Genomic DNA, 20,112 nt, shown 5'->3' with positions numbered 1-20,112 from the left:
GCGAGAACCCATCCGGGTTCCCGCATTCCTTCCTCTTCGCCTGATGAGCGCTGCGCCACGGCAACCGCACGAAGCGTGTGGTCATCCATTTACCAGACTGACGAGTTCAATATATACTGCGCCCAAATCAACCACCGAGGCACGGCATGCCCTCATTTATCGCTCTGGTTCTGGAAAGTCCGATTACGCTGGTGTTCGGCCGGATACTGTTGACGACGCTCTTCTGGAGCGCGGGTATCTTCGGACTGTTTAACTTTTCCGTGATCGTCTCGGAGATGAAGGCGGTCAACCTGCCGGCGCCCGTGGGCTTCGCGGTGGCGACCATCGCCATTCAGCTGATGGGCTCCGTGCTGCTGATCGGGAATTTCAACGGCCTGGGATGGTTGGGCGCGGGCGCGCTCGGCCTGTTCACGCTACTCACGATTCCCTACGGGCACGCGTTCTGGACTTTCCCCGAACCGCGTCGAACGGAAGAACTTCACATTGCGCTGGAGCATATTTCGGTCGCGGGAGGTATGCTGATGGCCGCGATTTTGACCCTGAGATGATCGTATTTCACATGACCTCACTTCCACGTGGCCGGCCCAAGGACCTGGTGAAGCAGCAAGCGCTTCTCGATGCCGCACGCGACCTGCTTCTGGAGCACGGTGCGGACGTGACGACCAGCGCCATCGCCGCACGCGCGGGCGTGGCGAAAGCGACCCTGTTTGCGCATTTCAGCGACAAGGACGAATTGATCGATGCGGTGATACGCCGCGAGTCCGACCGCACGGCGACGGACGCCGAGCTCGCCGAAGGCCTGGCGATGGATATCGTGCCGGCGCTTCGCAAGTTCGGCATTCGCTTTACACGGTTCATCAACGAGCGCGAGTTGGCCGGATGGGATCGGCTCATCGCGACAGCGGCAAAAAGAAGCCCGGAGCTTCCGAAGCGGTTTTTCTCGAGTGGCCCCGGACGCGGGCAAGCGATTCTCGCCTCGTTGATTCAGGCGGCGATAGAAAAGGGAACGTTGAGGGATTGCGACGCGACCCAGGCGGCCGATGACCTCGCCGGACTCTGGATCGGCTTCTCCAATCTTGAAGTGAAACTGGGTGCCCGCACGCCGTTCAGCGAGGCTCAACTGCGCAAAAAAGTCGATCACGGAATCGACGTCTTTATGCGGTTCTACGGGACTGAGGATAAGCGTCGGCGGCCTGAATGACGGGACATGGCTGACGCCGCTCCGGCGATAAAGCCATCCAATCCTCAAGCTTCGCGACTCCATGCCGATACAACGGATATTGCCATCCGTTACTGGAGCAGAAGCATGGATCTCTCTATCGCGCCGACAACCGCGGCAACCGTACCCGTACAAGCTTCCGATTCGAATCTCAATTCCGTGGCATTGACCCAGCGTTCCGCGACCGCGGATGCCGCGGCTTCCGCGGTGACCTCGATAACGGCCGTCGATCCACAGGTCACCAGCGCCCGGGTCGCCAAATATCTGGACGCCATGAGCATCAATTTCAGAACGGGCAAAGATGCCGAGGGCGTAGCCAATGCCCTCGTTTCATCGATGCAGGCGTTGATCCTGCAACGTCCCGATCTCGCCAACGCCCAATTCGATTTCCAATCCGACGACGGTTCGATCAAGGTCACGTCCGACAGCCTGAGCGACAGCGACAAGAGCTGGCTCCAGAACCTGCTCAATAGCAACAGTGCGCTGGTGCAGGCCGTCAACACCTTTCACAGCGATGCAGTAGGCGGCTACGCGGCCTGGGCGGAAGCGGACGGCACGCCGCTGACCGATGCGCAATCTCAGGCCGTCAGCAAAAAAGCGGACGGCATGGTGAGCTTCATGCAGCTATTCCATCAGCTCGGCACCGCAGGCGCGAAAGGGATGTTCAATGATGGCGCCTACTACGCCCCGAACGGCGCAAAAATCGACCTGACGCAGAACACCGGCAACGCCGTCGGCTTCCTGAGCTTCATGCAAAGCGCACGGGCGATGTCGAACGGCACCGACGAATACGTCGGTCCGGCCGGCCACACGCTTTACGGCGCGGCAAAATTCGACGTGTTCAACGCGAGCATGATGCCGGATTTTTACCCTTCGCTCGTTACCTCGCTCGGCGTCCACGAGGTGGCGTGATTCCTGGTTCGCTAGCGGGAGCCGCAAAGGGAATCGCTCGATTGCGGCCCCGGAGCCGATACCGTCACTCGCCGTCCATCAACCGGACCCTCACCTTGCGCCCCTTCAGCTTGCCCGCGCTGAGCCGGCGCACCGCCTCGCGCGCGATGCTGCGCTCCACCGCGACATAGGTCGACATATCGGTCACGTTGATCTTGCCGATCTGCGAGCCTTCGAAACCGGCCTCGCCGGTCAGCGCGCCGAGCACGTCGCCGGGACGAATCTTTTCCTTGCGGCCGCCGAGAATCTGCAGCGTTTCCATCGGCGGCAGCAGCGGCCCGTCGCCAGCCGGCTTCAGGTCCGCCAGCTTGTGCCATTCGACGTCGCGCTTTTGCGCCTGCTCGATACCGCCGACGCGCCCCATCTCGTCCATGCTCGCGAGACTCAACGCCCAGCCGTCCTGATCGGCGCGGCCCGTGCGGCCGATGCGGTGCGTGTGCACTTCGGGGTCCGGCGTCACGTCGACGTTGATCACCGCTTCGAGCTGCGCGATGTCGAGCCCGCGCGCGGCGACGTCGGTTGCGACCAGCACCGAGCAGCTACGGTTCGCGAACTGGATCAGCACCTGATCGCGCTCGCGCTGATCGAGCTCGCCATGCAGCGCGAGCGCATGAAAGCCCTGTGCGCGCAGCACGTCGAGCAGATCGCGGCACTGCTGCTTGGTGTTGCAGAACGCGATCGTGCTGACCGGGCGATAGTGGTTCAGGAGCAGCCCGACCGAGTGCAGACGCTCGTCCTCGGTCACTTCATAGAAGCGCTGACGGATCTTGCTGTCGTCGTGCCGCTCGGCGAGCTTGACTTCCTTCGGATTGCGCAGGAATTGCTGGCTCAGCTTCGCGATGCCCTCGGGGTACGTCGCCGAAAACAGCAGCGTTTGACGCTCTTTCGGGCATTGCCTGGCGACCTTCGCGATGTCGTCGAAGAAGCCCATGTCGAGCATGCGGTCGGCCTCGTCGAGCACGAGCGTGTTGAGCGATTGCAACGCGAGGCTGCCGCGTTCGAGGTGATCCATGATGCGGCCCGGCGTGCCGACCACGATGTGCGCACCGTGTTCGAGGCTCGCCGTCTGCGGACGCATCGGCGTGCCGCCGCACAAGGTCAGCACCTTGATGTTTTCTTCCGCGCGCGCGAGGCGGCGGATTTCCTGCGTGACCTGATCGGCAAGTTCGCGGGTCGGGCAGAGCACCATCGCCTGCGTGTCGAACTGGCGCGCGTCGAGCCGCGCGAGCAGCGCGAGCGAAAACGCCGCGGTCTTGCCGCTGCCGGTTTTGGCCTGGGCGATCAGATCGTGGCCGGCGAGCGCGATCGGCAGGCTCGCGGCCTGGATCGGCGTCATCTCGACGTAGCCGAGTTGCGTGAGGTTCGCGAGCGTCGCGGGCGGCAGCGGCAATTCGCTGAATGCGGCGCCGGCGGGAGTGGGACGGTTCATAAGGTCCTGGATTGGGCTGAAGCTGGGGCTGACGCTAACGACAGGGCGAACGACGCGCGATTACTCGGCCATCGGCCCCGGATCGGGACGGCCCGGCAGTTGTTCATACAGCACTTTGCCGTCGTCGCCGTCGAAACGCTCGACGTAATTGCGCGCGCCGCACAGCGGGCAGCGGAACAGCAGCCCCTGCCCCTCGTTCTTGATGACGACGTCGGACTGCTCCCACTGCGCGCCGCAGGACTGGTTTCTACAGGTAAACACGTTGATTCTCCAACTGGATTCGATGTTTCGATGATCGGTCGGCCAGGCCGCGCGAACGGCCTGGCCTTGCATGGGATTGCTTGCCACGGCAATGCGCCGGCACGCGACGTGCCAGCCGGTGCACTTCAGTTCAGATTCAGCACGTCAGCCCAGATGCGTATGCCGCGTGCGCGGCACGCTCACGTCCATTTCGGTCAGGCCATGCACGATGCCGCAGTCCTCGACCGGATGCTCGCCATGGCACTGCTCGCGCAGCGTGGCCAATTGCGCCTTCAGCTGCTGGAGCTCTTCGATACGGGTGTCGACGTGCGCGACGTGCTCGTCGATCAGCGTATGCATGCTGCCGCAGCCGCCGGCCGGCGCGTCGGTCAGACGCAGCAAGGCGCGGATTTCGTCATGGGTCATGTCGAGCGCGCGGCAGTTGCGGATGAAACGCAGACGCTCGACGTGCTTCGCCGTGTAACTGCGGTAATTGGCTTCGGTGCGCTCCGCCTCGGGCAGCAGGCGCTCCTTTTCGTAGAAACGGATCGTTTCCGTCGTGCAATGGGCGATTTTCGCCAGTTCGCCGATTTTCATGGGCCCTCCTGCTACGCGGCCTTGACCTTGTAGTGGCTTCAAGGTGTTTACTAGACCACAAATCGCACGAGGAAGCCACTATGCCTGAAATCAGCCGTTTTGCCGCCGATCGTCCTGAAACGGACGAGGCCTGTGCGCATGGGCGCCACGGGCAGGCGGACACGCAGCAGTACGGCCACGCTCATGGTCATGAAAGCGGTCACGAAAGCGGCGCGGGCGGCGGCTGTGGGCATGATGCTCATGGACATGGCCACGCGCATGCGCACGCCCAGCACCCGCATGGAAACCGCGCTGAACGGCATGAGGGGCACATTCATCGCGACGGCCATGAGCATGGCCACGATCACGCGGACGGGCACGACCGCAAGCGCGGCCAGGCCTCGGCTCACTCCCACGATCACGCCGACGGCGCCTGCTGCGCCCCCGCCGCGCTCGCGCCGACGCCACTGCGCCTGCCGCGTTCCGAAGCTGTCGGCGACGACCTGCGCACCGCCATCCGCATCATGCAGATGGACTGCCCGACCGAGGAAGCGCTGATCCGCAAGAAACTCGGCCGTCTGCCGGCCGTTCGCAGCATGGACTTCAACCTGATCCAGCGCGTGCTGACGGTCGTCCACGCGCCGGATGCACTCGAACCGATCCTCGCCGCGCTGCGCTCGCTCGATTTCACCCCCGAACTCGCGGGCGACAACCCCAACGCAACCCCCACGGCCCCCGGCAGCGCTACGCCGAAGCCCTGGTGGCCGCTGGCACTCGCCGGAGTCGTCGCGGCCGGCTCAGAGGCTGCGGGCTGGCTCGGCGCGCCCGCCTGGATGGTGGCGGGCCTCGCGCTCGTCGCGATCGTCTCCTGCGGGCTCACGACGTATCGCAAGGGCTGGCTCGCGCTGCGCAACGGCAATCTGAACATCAACGCGCTGATGAGCATCGCCGTGACCGGCGCGGCACTGCTCGGTCAATGGCCCGAGGCCGCGATGGTGATGGTGCTGTTCACGATCGCCGAGCTGATCGAGGCACGCTCGCTCGACCGCGCGCGCAATGCGATCGAAGGACTCATGCGGCTCGCGCCCGAAGAAGCCAGCGTGCAGCAGCCCGACGGCGCGTGGCAGCCCATGCGCGTCGACGCGATCGCGCCCGGCGCGCTGGTGCGCGTGAAGCCGGGCGAACGGATCGCGCTCGACGGCGAGATCGTCGCGGGCCGCTCGAGCGTCGATCAGGCGCCGATCACCGGCGAGAGCCTGCCGGTCGACAAGACCACCGGCGACGCCGTATTCGCCGGCACGATCAACCAGGCGGGCTCGTTCGACTATCGCGTGACGGCGGCGGCCGGCAACACGACGCTCGCGCGCATCATCCATGCGGTCGAAGAAGCACAGGGCACGAAGGCGCCGACGCAGCGTTTCGTCGATCAATTCGCGCGCGTCTATACGCCGATCGTGTTCGCGATCGCGCTCGCCGTGGCGGTCGTGCCGCCGTTGCTGTTCGGCGGGGCCTGGCATGCGTGGACCTACAAGGCGCTGGTGCTGCTCGTGATCGCGTGTCCGTGCGCGCTCGTGATCTCGACGCCGGTGACGATCGTCAGCGGGCTCGCGGCCGCGGCGCGCAAGGGGATTCTCATCAAGGGCGGGGTGTATCTCGAACAGGGGCGCAAGCTGAGCCGGCTGGCGCTGGACAAGACCGGGACGCTGACCCATGGCAAGCCGGTGTTGACCGGGTTCGAGGTGGTGGGGGATGAAGTTGGTGTTGGCGCGGGTGTTGGCGATGTGGGCGCCGGTGACGCTCATGCCGATGCCCGCGCGACTCAATACCGCACGCTCGCGGCCAGCCTCGCGGGCCGCTCCGATCATCCCGTGTCGATGGCCATTGCCAGGGCCGCGCACGACGAAGGCATCGCCCACCTGCCCGTCGATGCCTTCGAAGCGCTCGCCGGACGCGGCGTGCGCGGCGAGATCGATGGTGCAACGTACTGGCTCGGCAATCATCGCCTGATCGAAGCGTTGGGCCGCTGCTCGCCGCCACTCGAAGCGCGCCTCGAAGCACTCGAAGCGCAAGGCCAAACCGTCGTGATGCTCGCCGACGCCCAACGCGTGCTCGCGCTGTTCGCGGTCGCGGACACGGTGAAGGACACGAGCCGCGCCGCCGTCGCCGAATTGCGGCGGCTCGGCGTCAGCACCGCGATGCTGACCGGCGACAACCGCCACACGGCCGCGGCGATCGCGCAACAGGTCGGCGTCGACGAAGCGCGCGGCGACCAGTTGCCCGAAGACAAGCTCGACGCGGTCGCGCAATGGTCGGCCGCGGGTGCGACGGTCGGCATGGTCGGCGACGGCATCAACGATGCGCCCGCGCTCGCGCGCGCCGACATCGGCTTCGCGATGGGCGCGATGGGCACCGACACCGCGATCGAAACCGCCGACGTCGCGCTGATGGACGACGACCTGCGCAAGATTCCGGCGTTTATCCGGCTGTCGAAGGCAACGCATGCGGTGCTGGTACAGAACATCGCGCTCGCGCTGGGCATCAAGAGCGTGTTTCTCGTGCTGACGCTGATGGGCCTCGGCACGATGTGGATGGCAGTGTTCGCCGATGTCGGCGCGAGCTTGCTGGTGGTGGGGAATGGGTTGAGGTTGTTGCGGAAGTAAACGCGCTCGGGGGACTGGCTGGGAGCGGCGTATACGGCGGGTATCGGGAGCAGTGTGGTGTCCGGTCGCCTGCGCGCTGATGTTTTGCCGCGTGTCGGCTATGCGATTCGCGTTGACCACGCGGTTCAGCTTGAGATTGAGGTTGACCCCGAACCCGAACCCGAATCGCGGCTCACGGCTCCGGGCGTTGCGGGCACGCTCGCCGGCAACGCCTCGCTCTCGTCTTTCAAACCGACGCCCGTCAGCCCGAGCTTCCTCGCCTGCGTGAGCAGATAGTGCAGCTTGTGCGCCGCTTGCGGATAGTCGAGCCCTTCGGGGCGCACGTTCGAAATGCAGTTGCGTTGCGCGTCGGTGCAGCCCGTTTGCGGCGCGTACGTGATGTAGATGCCGAGACTATCCGGCGAACTCAAACCGGGCCGCTCGCCGATCAACATCACGACAATCTTCGCGCCGAGCAATGCGCCGATCTCGTCGCCAAGCGCGACGCGCGCCTGACGCGCGATCACCACAGGGCCGATGTGCCAGTCCGCGAATTTGGGGCGCACGGCTTGCAGCAGCGGCACAGCCTGCTTCGACGCGGCAAATGCCGATAGACCATCGCCGATCACGAACAGCACATCGCTCGTTTGTGCCGGTCGTTGCGCAAGCGCCGCGCGGCTCTCGTCCGACAGACGCCGCCCGAGATCGGGACGCCGCAAATAATGCTCGCGATCCGGCGCGGCGCTATGCACGTCCAGCGTGTCGAATCCTAGCGCTTGTAGTGCTTCGTGCAGCGCGTTGACGTCGAGCGGATGATGCACGGCATCGCGCGCCTGCGCATGCGCGAGATTGAACGCGAGCAGCGGCGCGGTCGGCACGCCGTTGCCCGCGCGGCCTAACGCGATGCGTGCCTGCGTAAACTGGCGCAGTACGCTCCACGGGTCCCTGTCGAGTGCGTCGCTTTCGTTCCCGCTCCCGTTCTCGCTCATGTGATCCCCATCCAGTCGCGCGCGCCTTCGAGCAGCGGCTGCCGCGCCGATGCGCCGAGCAATGCGCCGTGTGCGTCGATAATCTGCATCGACTCCAGCCATGCCTCGAATTCAGGCGCGCGCCGCAAACCGAGCACGTCGCGCACGTACAGCGCATCGTGGAAAGATGTGCTCTGATAATTGAGCATCACGTCGTCCGCGCCCGGCACGCCCATGATGAAATTGACGCCCGCAACACCGAGCAGCGTCAGCAGATTGTCCATGTCGTCCTGATCCGCTTCGGCGTGATTCGTGTAGCAGATGTCGCAACCCATCGGCACACCGAGCAGCTTGCCGCAGAAGTGATCTTCGAGACCCGCGCGCGTGATCTGCTTGCCGTCGTACAGATACTCCGGGCCGATGAAGCCGACCACCGTGTTCACCAGAAACGGCTCGAACTTGCACGCCACCGCATACGCGCGCGCCTCGCAGGTCTGCTGATCGACGCCGAAATGCGCATCCGCCGACAACGCGCTGCCCTGCCCCGTTTCGAAGTACATCAAATTGCTACCGACCGTGCCGCGTTTGAGCGACAACCCCGCCTCGTACGCTTCCCGCAGCAGCGCAAGCGAAATGCCGAAGCTCGCGTTCGCTTTCTCGGTGCCCGCGATCGACTGGAACACGAGATCGACCGGCGCGCCTTGTTCGATCGCGGCAATCGTACTCGTTACGTGCGTGAGTACGCACGATTGCGTCGGCACCTGATAGCGCTGGCGGAAATCGTCGATCATCAGCAGCAGCGTCGTGATCGCCGCGAGGTTGTCGCTCGCGGGGTTGATGCCGATCAGCGCGTCTCCGCAGCCGTACATCAGGCCATCGAGCATCGAGGCGGCGATGCCTTTGACGTCGTCGGTCGGGTGGTTCGGTTGCAGGCGTACGGACAGATGGCCCGGTAAGCCGACGGTATTGCGAAAGCGCGTGACGACAGGGCGTTTACGAGCGACAGCGATGAGGTCCTGGTTGCGCATCAGCTTCGAGACTGCGGCGAGCATTTCCGGGGTGAGGCCTTCGGTGATGCGGGTCAGTGCGTCGGTATCGGTGGTGGTGCTGAGCAGCCAGTTGCGGAAGTCGCCGACTGTCAGATGAGAGATGTCGGTGAAGGCTTGAGGCGAGTGATCGTCGACGATCAGGCGCGTGACCTCGTCGGTTTCGTAGGGGATCAGCGGTTCGTTCAGGAACGTGCGCAGCGGCACCTGGGCCAGCGCCATTTTGGCGGCGACCCGCTCTTCCTCGCTCGCGGCCGCGATACCCGCGAGCTGGTCGCCCGAGCGCTGCGGACTTGCTTTGGCGAGCAGGGTCTTCAGGTCGGCGAAACGGTACGTGCGACTGCCGATCGACTCGGTGTAGCTCATGTTTGCGGCTCCATCGCTTCGCGCGAACGCGGGCGGGAATGGGAACGGCGGTGGCATGCTGCGTGCTACGGGTGGTGCTCTCGTTACACGATAGCGCCAAATGAAGGCAGCGTCACGTTTGCAGGTTTGGGTTTGGGGCTGCTGTGCTGTTCGTCGATGCGGTTTACGGGGGTTGATTGTTGGTGCTGCTTGTTGATGTGGCTTTCCGGCTTTCGTTTACGTAGGCTGTTTGGTTGAGGCTTTGACGTTTGTTTACGGGCTACGACTACCGCTGCCACGATTCGAAAACGTGGTGCAATCAGCAAGTGCTTAATCCGCGTTCCGCTTCGCGCGGCCCGCGTGAAATTCGCAAGGAGACGATCAAATGACGATGAAGCGTGAGGTCGTAATTCGTAGTGTGGAGCCGATGGAGATTCTGTCGGTCGATCATGTCGGGCCTTATATGCAGATCGGCAAGGCTTTTGATGCTTTGTTCGGCTGGCTTGGGAAACACAATCTGCTTGCGGGAGAGATGCGGATGGTCGGGCTTTTCTTCGATGACCCGGGCGTGGTCGAGGAACAGAAGCTGCGGTCGAAGGCGGGAGTGTTGTTGCCGGGGCCGGTGATGACCGAAGTTGCCGCGTCTGTTGCTATGAGTGATGGAGTTTCGGTGACGCGTATACGTGGTGGAGAGTATGCGGTGTTGCGGCATGTCGGGCCGTATAGCGATATGCGGGCGACTTATGAGTGGTTGTATGGGACGTGGCTCGTGCAATCTGGTAGGGCGGCGGCGGATGCGCCGGCGTTTGAGGAGTATTTGAATAGTCCAAAGGGGACTGCGCCCGCGGAGTTGGTGACGGAGATTTGTTTGCCGTTGGGTTAACCGGCTGCGTCGTGATTGCTTTTGAGTTTCGTCGTTGCTGTTGGTGCTGTGTGCGTATACGTTGCGCGGGTCGTTAACGCGGGTTCTGGTTTCTATATTCTTTGTATATGTATACGTAGTAATAGTTAACAAGCGGGGCTGTTCGCTGTGGATAACTTCGAAGTTCGTTTACGGATCAATGGGCTGCGGAATCGATAACTCTTGGGAGTGCAAGCGGACAGAGTCGCGGAGCCTGGGAGAATTTTTTTGCGGTCGGTTAACGTGCTGGGTTTATTAAGGTTTCGCTCACAATGTGTTGGTGGGGATTTACAGAAGTTGTCCAGAGGGGGATGTGGATAAGTTGGGGTTGGGTGAAGGGGGATTGGGGCTGCCGTTGGATGGTGAGTGCGGACGGTTGGGGTCGGTGGAGTTCTGCCTAAAAACCTTGGTTTAGACCCTTGTAAATAGGCCTTTTTGCGATACGCACCGTGGTACTGTATTGATTCACCACCCTGGTTTTCAACGTGCAACTTCGCGAGCAGCTTGGCTGCGTTGCGTAATGCATTCGGCTTCACCCAACCCGCGTTAGCCGATGCATGAACTTTGGATCAAGATGAACGCGAGCCACGACTAAACATAGCGATATTTGTTTCAGACTGTGTCGCGAATATCAGAGCAGCAGAGGATCGGAGTACGCGAAGTGCCTGACGGACTGGGTTTGAGGAAGCGAGTAGTTGATGCGATTGAGCGCGTTGCGGTTCAGGAAAAGCAGACGCGCAGACCGTTTGAGGAATGCAATAACAGGAGAATCCGGCCCGTAAACGAAGCGCGGGCGATGAGTGCGCGAACACTCACCGCCCGCTGACCACAACCAACTCAGCAAAGGAGTTGACCATGGCTACTGCCAATCTTAAACCGCGTCGCGTGCGCGGAAAACAACGAGCGGGTATTTCTGTTGAACTAAAGCAGGCTGGCGACACAGAAAGCCCAGAGGAACAACGTCGGCGGGTTGCATTTCCGTGGATGCCGGTTGTCGACGCACTGCTTGAACACGCGGGATTCCTTCCCGGCCAGCGCGTCTTCTTGAGCGTCGATTACCGGTCCGGCCAGATCATGATTGCACCGGATAGAAACTACACCATTGCTGGCCGGCAAGCGACCGATGAGGAAATCGGAAGGCGCGCGAGTTCTGAGATCGCCTAACCCAGTTCGTTTTTCGACATTCAAAGGGCCGCGTTTGCGGCCTTTTGCACGTTAGTACCGAGCATCAGCGTTTTTTATAGTGGCGAATATCACCCAACGCGAAATACAGATGCCTCGGCGAAGACAGCGACAGCAAATATGCATATCGGACATTCTGATAGCTACCGCTTCTACCCAGTCCTCCTAGCGTGTCACTGACGCACAGCAATCGATCCTTCCCTTCACTTAACAATAACCACATTGCCAGATTCGGATTGATCTCGACCGGCTCGTGTTTCCCGGTTAGCAATCGAGTCGCTGCGCTCGTTCGATAGAGAGTCCCGTCGTAGATCAGTGCATTTGACGCAGTGCTCTGCGCATATCCTATTTCCTTTCCCTCATATTGAAAGAACGTCGCTTTATAGCCAGGTTTGTAGTCATCCTCGTCGATGCTCTCATTCGTCGGTATGGGTGTCAGGTGAACTTCTCGCGACATTGGACTTGCGCCCATGCAGCTATAGATCAGTGCATCCGACGGCTTTGCAGCATACGCCGCGCTGGCTATGGACAGCCCTAATGGAAGGAACATCCCTTTCATGGATATTCCTTTGAATGGCTGAACTTGACGTAGTCGGGATTGAACTTCCAGAAAATGGTGCCGCCGTGAGCTGCAGTCGAGTTATAAACGTGATCGTAGCGATAGAGCTCGGTTTTTTCGATAGTGATTTTTCTGGCGACCTTCTTCTTCGTGAACTTGTACTTAATAACCAGCTTCGTCGATTCCTTGATGTCGTAAATGTTGTGCGAGGGATCGGTGAATTTGATTCCGACCGCGACCTTCGAATGTGTGGAGTAATGTGACTTGATGTCGGCCCCGTCCCAGAAATAAGCGCCGTTCGACTTGTCCTTACCGTAGGTCAATGCGTTTCGCGCCGCATCGATAGCGGTCTTCATCCCCTCGTCCTTGTTGATCTGAGCCTCTGTCGCCGTCATCAGCCTTGCGTATCGGAGATTTCCGTCGCTTACCACAAACGAAAAGGATCTCTCTGACAAAGCGAAGGTACCGATGTCCGAGTATCCTCTCGCATCGCGCTGCCTCACCAGAACGCTGGCAAGGCCGAACATCTCATCAGCATCGTTATCGGGTGATGCCTCGCCATACGCCATCGCCGCGAGTCGTCGTGTCTGTGCATCGAGCGTCGCTTTCTTGTCTGTCATATTTTCGCCGCCGAGTCGCGCGCGAGCCACATAACGGTTTGCAGACCTGCGTAGCCTTCGACGACAGAGGTTTGTCCGCTGTCAAAGCTCGCAGCCTTCGTATGTATCTCATCAATGCCATTTACGCGGGCAAGGAGATGTGCAAGGCCACGCATTTCAACAGCACTGAAACGAAAGTCAAGTTCGTGACGGCGCTGACCTCCGTGGCGTCGGGTGCCACCGGCCTTTCGGGTGCGGCCCTCGAAGCCGCGCACGGGGCCAACCTCAAACTTCCATCCGCCCTGAGTGCGGACATGGCAGAAAATCTCAGCAAGGCGAGCCGCTGGTTGGGCGCTCCGGCGGCCATTGTAGGGGTGGTCTATGACTTCTTGAACGGTAATGAACAATGGCATGCGGGGCACGTGGGGCTGGCCATCGCCTACTGGACTTCTTCCGCTGCAGGCGCCGTGCTTGGAATCTGCGTGACGTTTGGCGTATTGGCCTCGTGGATTCTCCCACTGACCATCCTGCTTATCGCCATCGGGCTGATCATCATGTATTTTAAGGAGCGCGAGTTGAAGGAGTTTCTGGGTCGCAGCTACTTCGGCACCAACAAGAAAGACGACAGATACCGTTCGCTGGCTGAAAAGCAAAAGGCGTACGCCGGATTGGGAGCATAAGCAATGGCATGGGAAGGTCGATTGTGGGTCAAGTTGCGTCGGCCGTTGACGGACGAGGAAAAATCCCGTCAGCTCACGGTCGATATTCCGGCCAGCGGGAAGGCGCACGATGACGATTCGATATTCGGAATGAACGACACATGGCTCGAAACCATGAATGCGGCCTATCAGCAGCGCGGCATGCTGACGTATGGCTGTATCTTCATCTTCGCGATGGGAGTGATGTTCGTCTGGGGAATGGCTTGGGCACTCAGTAATCCTCCGCCGAATACCAGTGGTGCAGAATTGACGGTAGCAATGGCTTTCGTCGTTGCCGTCATGCTCTTTGGATTCGGCGTCATTTTCGTGTCGCTATGGGGCTTTCACCAGGAGTTGTTCACCTGGACCCGCATTCCCATCCGGTTCAATCGCCAGACGCGCATGGTGCACGCCTATCGGGGGGCGGGCGCGAAAGGTGTCATTTCAGTCCCTTGGGACAAGGCGTTCTTTTTCATCGAGCAGCGCCCGAAGGACCCGATTTCCCGGAGTACGCCGTACGGGCTGCGCTGTCATGTGCTCGATGACCAGGGGCGCGTGAGCCAATCGTTTTCGTTCGGTCGCACGGTCTACACCATCGACGACGAGACGACAGAGAACGGTCGTCAGATCGTGCATAGCCTGAACGACCAGTTCGAATATATCCGCCGATACATGGACGGCGGACCGTCCGCGGTGCCGGCACCGGAACTCGTTCCGACCGAGGTCTCATTCCGTAACAGCTACCGGTTGTGGCAACGCACGAACAGAAAACTGCTCGCGGAGGGCAATGTGGCGGCGACCGCGCTCGCCCGGGGACTGTCGCCGTTCGCTACGCTGACCGCCGTCCTGCATTACATCGGTATGCGAACCAGTCGTGAGCCCGCCTGGCCGGCCGACCTGGATACAGGTCATGCCTCCCTCGCTGGCGCGTGAGCCCGGCATTTTTTCCAGACGCAGACGGGGTAGTGATGGGTAGCAACGTAGCATGCGTTGGTGATAAAACCACGCACGGCGGGACGATTGTGACTGGCAACCAATCCTACAAGGTGCAGGGGAAGGCGGCCGCGCAGTTGGGCGACCTGGTACCCTGCCCGAAGTGCGGCGGGTCATTTCCCATCGTTACGAGTCAGGCGCCACAGACGGTCGTCTATGGCCGACCACTCGCATATCACGGTGACAAGCTCTCGTGCGGCGCGGTCATTGAGGCAAGTACCCAACTGTTCTCCAGCAGTCCGACCACACAGTCGACCGGTGGTGGTTCCGGCTCCGCAGGTGTGGCCGTGGCGGATACACCGGCGCCCTCGTCCACACTTTGTCTCGAATGTCTGCAGGCGGCCGCCGCGAATGGCGCAAGCACCGTGTCACGCGGATAGACCATGTCCGCAGCGCTCGACGGCTGCACAAAGTTAGACATCAATATTCCCCGCCCTCAACGCATTCGACTCAATAAACGCCCTTCTCGGCTCGACATCATCCCCCATCAGCGTGGTAAAGATGCCGTCGGCCGCAATAGCATCCTCAATCTGCACTCGCAGCAAACGCCGCACTTCAGGGTCCATCGTCGTTTCCCAAAGCTGCTCGGGATTCATTTCGCCCAAGCCCTTATACCGCTGCTTGGACATATTCCGCTCAGCATCCGCGAGCAGCCACTTCATCGCACTCTTGAAGTCGGTGACAGCCATACTCCGCTCACCACGCTTGATCACAGCACCCGCCCCGATCAAGCCCTTGAACGTATTAGCCGTATTCACGAGTTGCTGATAATCCGCGGTCAACTGGAAATCTTCATCGAACACGGAGACCTTCTGATTCCCGTGATGCGTCCGCGCGATGCGCAGCGAGCGCAGTTCCCGCACCGGGTCATACATCGTGGTCACGGTCACTTCAGGCTTTAGCGCATCGTCCCGCAGCTTCGCTTCGAGCGCGCGAGCCGAAGCCTCGGCCGCCTGCTCATTGGAGAGATCGATCGCGACGCCATCCATCACGGCTTCGAGCGCACCGGCGTCATACAGGCGGCTCAACCGATCGACCACCGCTTGCGCCAACAGATAAGCCCGCGCTAACTCGCCCAGCGCATCGCCAGTAATCGGCGTCGCGCCTTCGGAAGCCAGCAGCTCCGACCCCTGCAACGCGAGCCGAAGAATATGAGCATTCACTTCCGACTCATCCTTCAGATACCGCTCGTCCTTCCCCGCCTTGATCTTGTAGAGCGGCGGCTGCGCAATGTAGATATACCCGCGCTCGATCATCTCCGGCATCTGTCGATAGAAGAACGTCAACAACAGCGTTCGGATGTGCGCACCGTCGACGTCAGCATCGGTCATGATGATGATGCGGTGATAACGCAGCTTTTCGAGGTTGTAGTCTTCCTTGCCGATCCCGCAGCCGAGCGCGGTAATCAGCGTGACGATCTGCTCCGAAGAAAGCAGCTTGTCGTAGCGCGCCTTCTCGACGTTGAGCACCTTGCCGCGCAGCGGCAAAATCGCCTGGAACTTGCGGTCACGCCCCTGCTTCGCCGACCCGCCCGCCGAGTCACCCTCGACGATATAAATCTCCGACTTCGCCGGGTCTTTCTCCTGGCAATCCGCGAGCTTGCCGGGCAAGCCCACGCCATCGAGCACGCCCTTGCGGCGCGTCATCTCGCGCGCCTTGCGCGCCGCATCGCGCGCACGCGCCGCGTCGACGATCTTGCCGCAGATAATTTTCGCGTCGCCCGGCGTTTCGAGCAGGAACTCCTCGAGCGCCTTCGCAACCACTTCTTCCACCGGCGCGCGCACTTCCGACGACACCAGCTTGTCCTTCGTCTGCGAGCTGAACTTCGGCTCCGGCACCTTCACCGACAGCACGCACGACAGCCCTTCACGCATGTCGTCGCCCGACGTTTCGACCTTCGCCTTCTTCGCGACTTCGTGATCGGCGATGTACTTGTTCAGCACGCGCGTCATCGCCGCGCGCAAACCGGTAAGGTGCGTGCCGCCGTCGCGCTGCGGAATATTGTTCGTGAAGCACAGCACGTTTTCGTTGTAGCTGTCGTTCCACTGCATCGCCACTTCGACGCCCACCCCATCCTTCTCGCCGAAGATGTGGAAAATATTCGGGTGCAGCACGGACTTGTTCTTGTTGATGTACTCGACAAAGCCCTTCACGCCGCCGACGAACGCGAAATCCTCTTCCTTGCCCGAACGCTGGTCGAGCAAACGAATCCGCACGCCGTTATTGAGGAACGACAGTTCGCGAATGCGCTTCGCGAGAATGTCGTAGTGATATTCGACGTTGCCGAAAATCGTCTCATCGGCCATGAAATGCACTTCGGTGCCGCGGTTTTCGGTGTCGCCGATCACCTGCATCGGCGACGTGGTCACGCCGTCGATTTCTTCGAGCACGCGGTTCTGCGGCACGCCACGGTGGAATTCCATGAAGTGCTTCTTGCCGTCGCGGCGCACGGTGAGGCGCAGCCACGCGGAAAGCGCGTTCACGCACGACACGCCCACGCCGTGCAGGCCGCCCGACACCTTGTAGCTGTTCTGGTCGAACTTGCCGCCGGCGTGCAGTTCGGTCATCACGATTTCGGCGGCGCTGCGCTTCGGATCGTGCTTGTCGTCCATCTTCAGGCCGGTCGGCACGCCGCGGCCGTTGTCGGTGATCGAGATCGAGTTGTCCGCGTGGATGATCACCTGAATGTCGTTGCAATGCCCGGCGAGCGCTTCGTCGATCGAGTTGTCGAGCACTTCGAACACGAGGTGGTGCAAACCGGTGCCATCCGATGTATCCCCGATGTACATCCCAGGCCGCTTGCGCACGGCTTCCAGACCTTCGAGGATCTGGATGGACGAGGCGCCGTAGCTGTTATCGGGCTGCGTATTGTTCGTTTCAGTCATGGATTTTTTCCGGTTCTGCGTTGCTGCTTGGTTGCTGCTCTGGACTTTTCAAAACGCCATAAAAACGCCAAAGGGGCGCTGCGCCCCTTGGTGTTCTTCTTGATGTTGGCCGCGTCAGATGCGCATCGGCATCACCACGTACTTGAATTCGTCGTTCTCGGGAATCGTGATCAACGCGCTGGAGCTGGCATCGCCCAGGCTCACCTGCAGCATGTCGACCTTCAGGTTCGCGAGCACGTCGAGCAGATACGTGACGTTGAAGCCGATGTCGACGCTGTCGCCGTCGTAGGCGATTTCCAGTTCTTCCTGCGCCTCTTCCTGATCGGCGTTGGTCGACATGATCTTCAACTGGCCCGGCTCGACGATGCAGCGCACGCCCTTAAATTTGTCCGAGGTCAGAATCGCCGCACGTTGCAGCGAGCGCTGCAGTTCTTCGCGGCCGATCTGGAATTTGTTCTTGTGCGACTTCGGAATCACGCGCTGGAAGTCGGGGAACTTGCCTTCCACGAGCTTCGACACGAGCTCGACCTGACCGAACGTGAACTTGACCTGCGTCTGCGCGATGTCGATCTTCAGCGTGTCGTCGATGTCTTCGAGCAGGCGTTGCAGTTCGAGAATCGTCTTGCGCGGAATGATGACTTCCTGGCGCGCGAACGAGCCTTCGATCTTCATCGACGAGAACGCGAGGCGGTGGCCGTCGGTCGCGACCGCCATCAGCTGGTCGCCGTCCACCACCAGCAGCATGCCGTTCAGGTAGTAGCGGATGTCCTGCTGGGCCATCGAGAAATGGACCATGCCGAGCAACTGGCGGAACGTCTTTTGCGGAACCACGAGGCTCGCGCCGTAGTCTTTAGCCTGAGCGACGGTCGGGAACTCGTCTGCGGCGAGCGTTTGCAACGCAAAGCGGCTCTTGCCGGATTGCACGGTCAGGCGCTTGTCGTTCAATGTGAGCGTGACCTGGCCGTCGGGCATCGCACGCAGAATGTCGAGGAGCTTGCGCGCCGCCACCGTGGTCGCGACCGAATCGCCGCCCACGCCGAAATCGGCGCGCGTGGTGATCTGCAACTCGAGGTCGGTCGACAGGAACGACACGTCCGGACCGTTCTTGGTGATCAGCAAATTGGCGAGGATCGGCAACGTATGGCGGCGTTCGACGATGCCGCTCACGGTTTGCAGCGGCCTGAGGAGGTTATCGCGTTCGGTCTTGACCAGTTGCATAGGGTTCCTTCGTTGATAAACGGCCTGCACGCCTTGCGGGACAAGCTTCTCCAGCGTGCAGCCGAGGCTCCCCGCCGGCGCCACGAAAAGCGCCCGACACGGCGTGAAATCCGCCCGCGGCCGCCGGGCGGTTAAACCTGTATTGTGCCTGAAAACGGCACCGCCTCACTAAATTGGGGGCGAGTTGGGGAATAAACAGGTCGATTTCACGGCGCGGTTTCCGGATTGCTCACTGGCAGGCTAGTTCACCTGTGCTTGGCGCCCTGCTCCGCCCGCAATCCGCTGTCCGTCCCTACTCGGCTCCTACTCCGCGCCACGATTTCCAGCGCTTACGCCGACCCAACCCAACCATTTCCAGCACTCCCCGCCAATTCAGGCCGCGCGCGGTTGAGCGCCGCGGTTTCCCGCCAGCGCGCCTAGCCCTTCAGCGTCTGTTCCAGCACGTGCAACTCGTGGTTCAACTGCGCGTCCTTGCTGCGCTCATCGGCGATCTTGCGCACCGCGTGCAGCACTGTCGTGTGGTCGCGACCGCCGAACAGTTCGCCGATTTCCGGCAGGCTCTTCTGCGTCAGTTCCTTGGCCAGATACATCGCGATCTGCCTCGGCCGCGCGATATTCGCCGGACGCTTCTTCGAATACATGTCCGCCACCTTGATGCTGTAGAAGTCGGCGACCGTTTTCTGGATGTTTTCCACCGAAATCTGCCGGTTTTGCACCGTCAGCAGGTCTTTCAGCGCTTCTTTCGTCAGCTCGATCGTGATTTCGCGGCCGTGGAACTTCGAATACGCGAGGATCTTGCGCAGCGCGCCTTCCAGTTCGCGCACGTTCGAGCGCAGATGCTTGGCAACGAAGAACGCGACGTCTTCGTTCAGGCTCACGAATTCCGATTGCGCCTTGCGCATCAGAATCGCGACGCGCATTTCGAGTTCGGGCGGCTCGATCGCGACCGTCAGGCCCGAGTCGAAGCGCGAGATCAGACGGTCGTCGATACCCGAAATCTCCTTCGGGTACGTATCGCTCGTGATAATGACCTGCGCCTTGTTCGCGACCAGCGCCTCGAACGCGTAGAAGAATTCTTCCTGCGTGCGCGACTTGCCCGAAAAGAACTGAATATCGTCGATCAGCAGCAGATCGAGCGAATGGTAGTAGCGCTTGAAGTCGTCGAATGCCTTGCGCTGGTAGGCCTTCACCACATCGGACACGTACTGTTCCGCATGGATGTAGCGAATCCGCGCGCCGGGCTTGTCCATCAGCAGCTGATTGCCAATCGCGTGAATCAGGTGGGTCTTGCCGAGGCCCACGCCGCCGTACAGGAACAGCGGGTTATACGAGACGCCGGGGTTGTCGGCGACCTGGATCGCCGCCGCGCGCGCGAGCTGGTTGGCCTTACCGGTCACGAAGTTGTCGAAGGTCAGAACCGGGTTCAGCTTCGAGCGCTCGTACATCGAGTCGTTGTCGCCGCCGGCAGCCGCGCCCGCGCCCTGCCCGGGGCGCCACGTACGGCGCGCGGCGGCGGCTTCGTTCGCGTCGAGGCTCGGCAGATCGAGGTCGGCGGCGTCTTCGGCCACGGCGCGCGCGTTCGCGTTTTGCGCGGCGACCGCTGCCGCCGCGGCTGCTGGATTGGCGCGCGCCGCATGCGCGGCCTGCACGGCGCCGACGGCCGC

At 61.4% G+C, this 20,112-nt stretch carries 19 protein-coding genes; 8 read left to right on the top strand and 11 right to left on the bottom strand.

Going from position 1 to position 20,112, the window contains the following annotated elements; translation table 11 throughout:
- The first annotated feature begins 146 nt into the window (after positions 1–146).
- Genes G3N58_RS15595 through G3N58_RS15585 form a run of 3 tightly spaced genes read left to right on the top strand, consistent with a single transcriptional unit; the run spans position 147 to position 2,131 of the window.
- The gene (locus G3N58_RS15595) at positions 147–548 is read left to right on the top strand and encodes a DoxX family protein (protein ID WP_167042050.1); all 402 of its coding nucleotides are present in this window, start codon (positions 147–149) and stop codon (positions 546–548) included.
- Positions 545–1,201 (top strand): TetR/AcrR family transcriptional regulator, encoded by a 657-nt coding sequence (locus G3N58_RS15590; RefSeq protein ID WP_240158932.1) that lies wholly within the window; start codon positions 545–547, stop codon positions 1,199–1,201. Before G3N58_RS15595 ends, G3N58_RS15590 begins: the two co-directional genes overlap by 4 nt.
- Before the next feature lie 6 nt (positions 1,202–1,207).
- Positions 1,208–2,131, top strand: a complete 924-nt coding sequence (locus G3N58_RS15585; protein ID WP_205999579.1) for a hypothetical protein — start codon at positions 1,208–1,210, stop codon at positions 2,129–2,131.
- 64 nt (positions 2,132–2,195) lie between these two features.
- On the opposite strand, the gene dbpA is transcribed toward G3N58_RS15585, so the two are convergent.
- The 4 genes from dbpA to G3N58_RS34190 all read right to left on the bottom strand — a co-directional run bounded on the left by dbpA (position 2,196) and on the right by G3N58_RS34190 (position 5,053).
- A complete protein-coding gene (gene dbpA, locus G3N58_RS15580) occupies positions 2,196–3,599 on the bottom strand; it encodes an ATP-dependent RNA helicase DbpA (RefSeq protein ID WP_167284488.1) in 1,404 nt (467 codons plus the stop codon).
- Between the two features lie 60 nt (positions 3,600–3,659).
- Positions 3,660–3,860: a hypothetical protein gene (locus tag G3N58_RS15575; RefSeq protein ID WP_167042044.1), complete on the bottom strand. Its 201-nt coding sequence runs from the start codon at positions 3,858–3,860 to the stop codon at positions 3,660–3,662.
- A 144-nt stretch (positions 3,861–4,004) separates the two neighbouring features.
- The gene (gene cadR / locus G3N58_RS15570) at positions 4,005–4,436 is read right to left on the bottom strand and encodes a Cd(II)/Pb(II)-responsive transcriptional regulator (protein WP_167042042.1); all 432 of its coding nucleotides are present in this window, start codon (positions 4,434–4,436) and stop codon (positions 4,005–4,007) included.
- A gap of 50 nt (positions 4,437–4,486) precedes the next feature.
- Complete coding sequence (locus G3N58_RS34190; RefSeq protein WP_241016287.1) at positions 4,487–5,053, bottom strand: hypothetical protein; 567 nt, start codon at positions 5,051–5,053, stop codon at positions 4,487–4,489.
- On the opposite strand from G3N58_RS34190, the gene G3N58_RS15565 reads away from it, so the two are divergent.
- A complete protein-coding gene (locus G3N58_RS15565; RefSeq protein ID WP_241017127.1) occupies positions 4,946–7,075 on the top strand; it encodes a heavy metal translocating P-type ATPase in 2,130 nt (709 codons plus the stop codon). The genes G3N58_RS34190 and G3N58_RS15565 overlap by 108 nt on opposite strands.
- A 125-nt stretch (positions 7,076–7,200) precedes the next feature.
- On the opposite strand, the gene eutC is transcribed toward G3N58_RS15565, so the two are convergent.
- Together eutC and G3N58_RS15555 are read right to left on the bottom strand one after the other, a co-directional pair.
- Complete coding sequence (gene eutC, locus G3N58_RS15560) at positions 7,201–8,043, bottom strand: ethanolamine ammonia-lyase subunit EutC (RefSeq protein WP_241017125.1); 843 nt, start codon at positions 8,041–8,043, stop codon at positions 7,201–7,203.
- Positions 8,040–9,434, bottom strand: a complete 1,395-nt coding sequence (locus G3N58_RS15555; protein ID WP_205999576.1) for an ethanolamine ammonia-lyase subunit EutB — start codon at positions 9,432–9,434, stop codon at positions 8,040–8,042. The genes eutC and G3N58_RS15555 overlap by 4 nt, the downstream gene beginning before the upstream one ends.
- A 364-nt stretch (positions 9,435–9,798) precedes the next feature.
- Here G3N58_RS15555 and G3N58_RS15550 point away from each other — a divergent pair, with 364 nt between their 5' ends.
- Entirely contained in the window at positions 9,799–10,296 is a 498-nt protein-coding gene (locus G3N58_RS15550; RefSeq protein WP_205999575.1) for a GyrI-like domain-containing protein, read from the top strand.
- 873 nt (positions 10,297–11,169) lie between these two features.
- Entirely contained in the window at positions 11,170–11,478 is a 309-nt protein-coding gene (locus G3N58_RS15545) for a hypothetical protein (RefSeq protein WP_205999574.1), read from the top strand.
- A 64-nt stretch (positions 11,479–11,542) separates the two neighbouring features.
- Here the strand turns inward: G3N58_RS15545 and G3N58_RS15540 are convergent, their stop codons facing one another.
- Positions 11,543–12,055: a hypothetical protein gene (locus G3N58_RS15540; RefSeq protein WP_205999573.1), complete on the bottom strand. Its 513-nt coding sequence runs from the start codon at positions 12,053–12,055 to the stop codon at positions 11,543–11,545.
- Positions 12,052–12,675, bottom strand: coding sequence for a hypothetical protein (locus G3N58_RS15535; protein WP_205999572.1), 624 nt, complete (start codon positions 12,673–12,675; stop codon positions 12,052–12,054). Before G3N58_RS15535 ends, G3N58_RS15540 begins: the two co-directional genes overlap by 4 nt.
- Before the next feature lie 101 nt (positions 12,676–12,776).
- Between G3N58_RS15535 and G3N58_RS15530 the strand changes: the two genes are divergently transcribed.
- Positions 12,777–13,334 (top strand): hypothetical protein, encoded by a 558-nt coding sequence (locus G3N58_RS15530; RefSeq protein ID WP_205999571.1) that lies wholly within the window; start codon positions 12,777–12,779, stop codon positions 13,332–13,334.
- Positions 13,335–13,337: 3 nt separating this feature from the next.
- Positions 13,338–14,285 (top strand): DUF6708 domain-containing protein, encoded by a 948-nt coding sequence (locus G3N58_RS15525; protein WP_205999570.1) that lies wholly within the window; start codon positions 13,338–13,340, stop codon positions 14,283–14,285.
- A gap of 473 nt (positions 14,286–14,758) precedes the next feature.
- On the opposite strand, the gene gyrB is transcribed toward G3N58_RS15525, so the two are convergent.
- From gyrB to dnaA, 3 genes are all read right to left on the bottom strand, one after another.
- A complete protein-coding gene (gyrB, locus tag G3N58_RS15515) occupies positions 14,759–17,230 on the bottom strand; it encodes a DNA topoisomerase (ATP-hydrolyzing) subunit B (protein ID WP_167042015.1) in 2,472 nt (823 codons plus the stop codon).
- A gap of 114 nt (positions 17,231–17,344) precedes the next feature.
- The gene (gene dnaN / locus G3N58_RS15510) at positions 17,345–18,448 is read right to left on the bottom strand and encodes a DNA polymerase III subunit beta (RefSeq protein WP_129956695.1); all 1,104 of its coding nucleotides are present in this window, start codon (positions 18,446–18,448) and stop codon (positions 17,345–17,347) included.
- Positions 18,449–18,864: 416 nt separating this feature from the next.
- The coding region (dnaA, locus tag G3N58_RS15505; protein ID WP_205999568.1) for a chromosomal replication initiator protein DnaA at positions 18,865–20,112 on the bottom strand (1,248 nt) is incomplete at its 5' end.

The organism is Paraburkholderia sp. Ac-20342, from assembly GCF_017104985.1.
GTDB lineage: Bacteria > Pseudomonadota > Gammaproteobacteria > Burkholderiales > Burkholderiaceae > Paraburkholderia.
The sequence above is the reverse complement of the archived record's forward strand: the minus strand, read 5'-3'. Positions and strand labels throughout refer to the sequence as shown.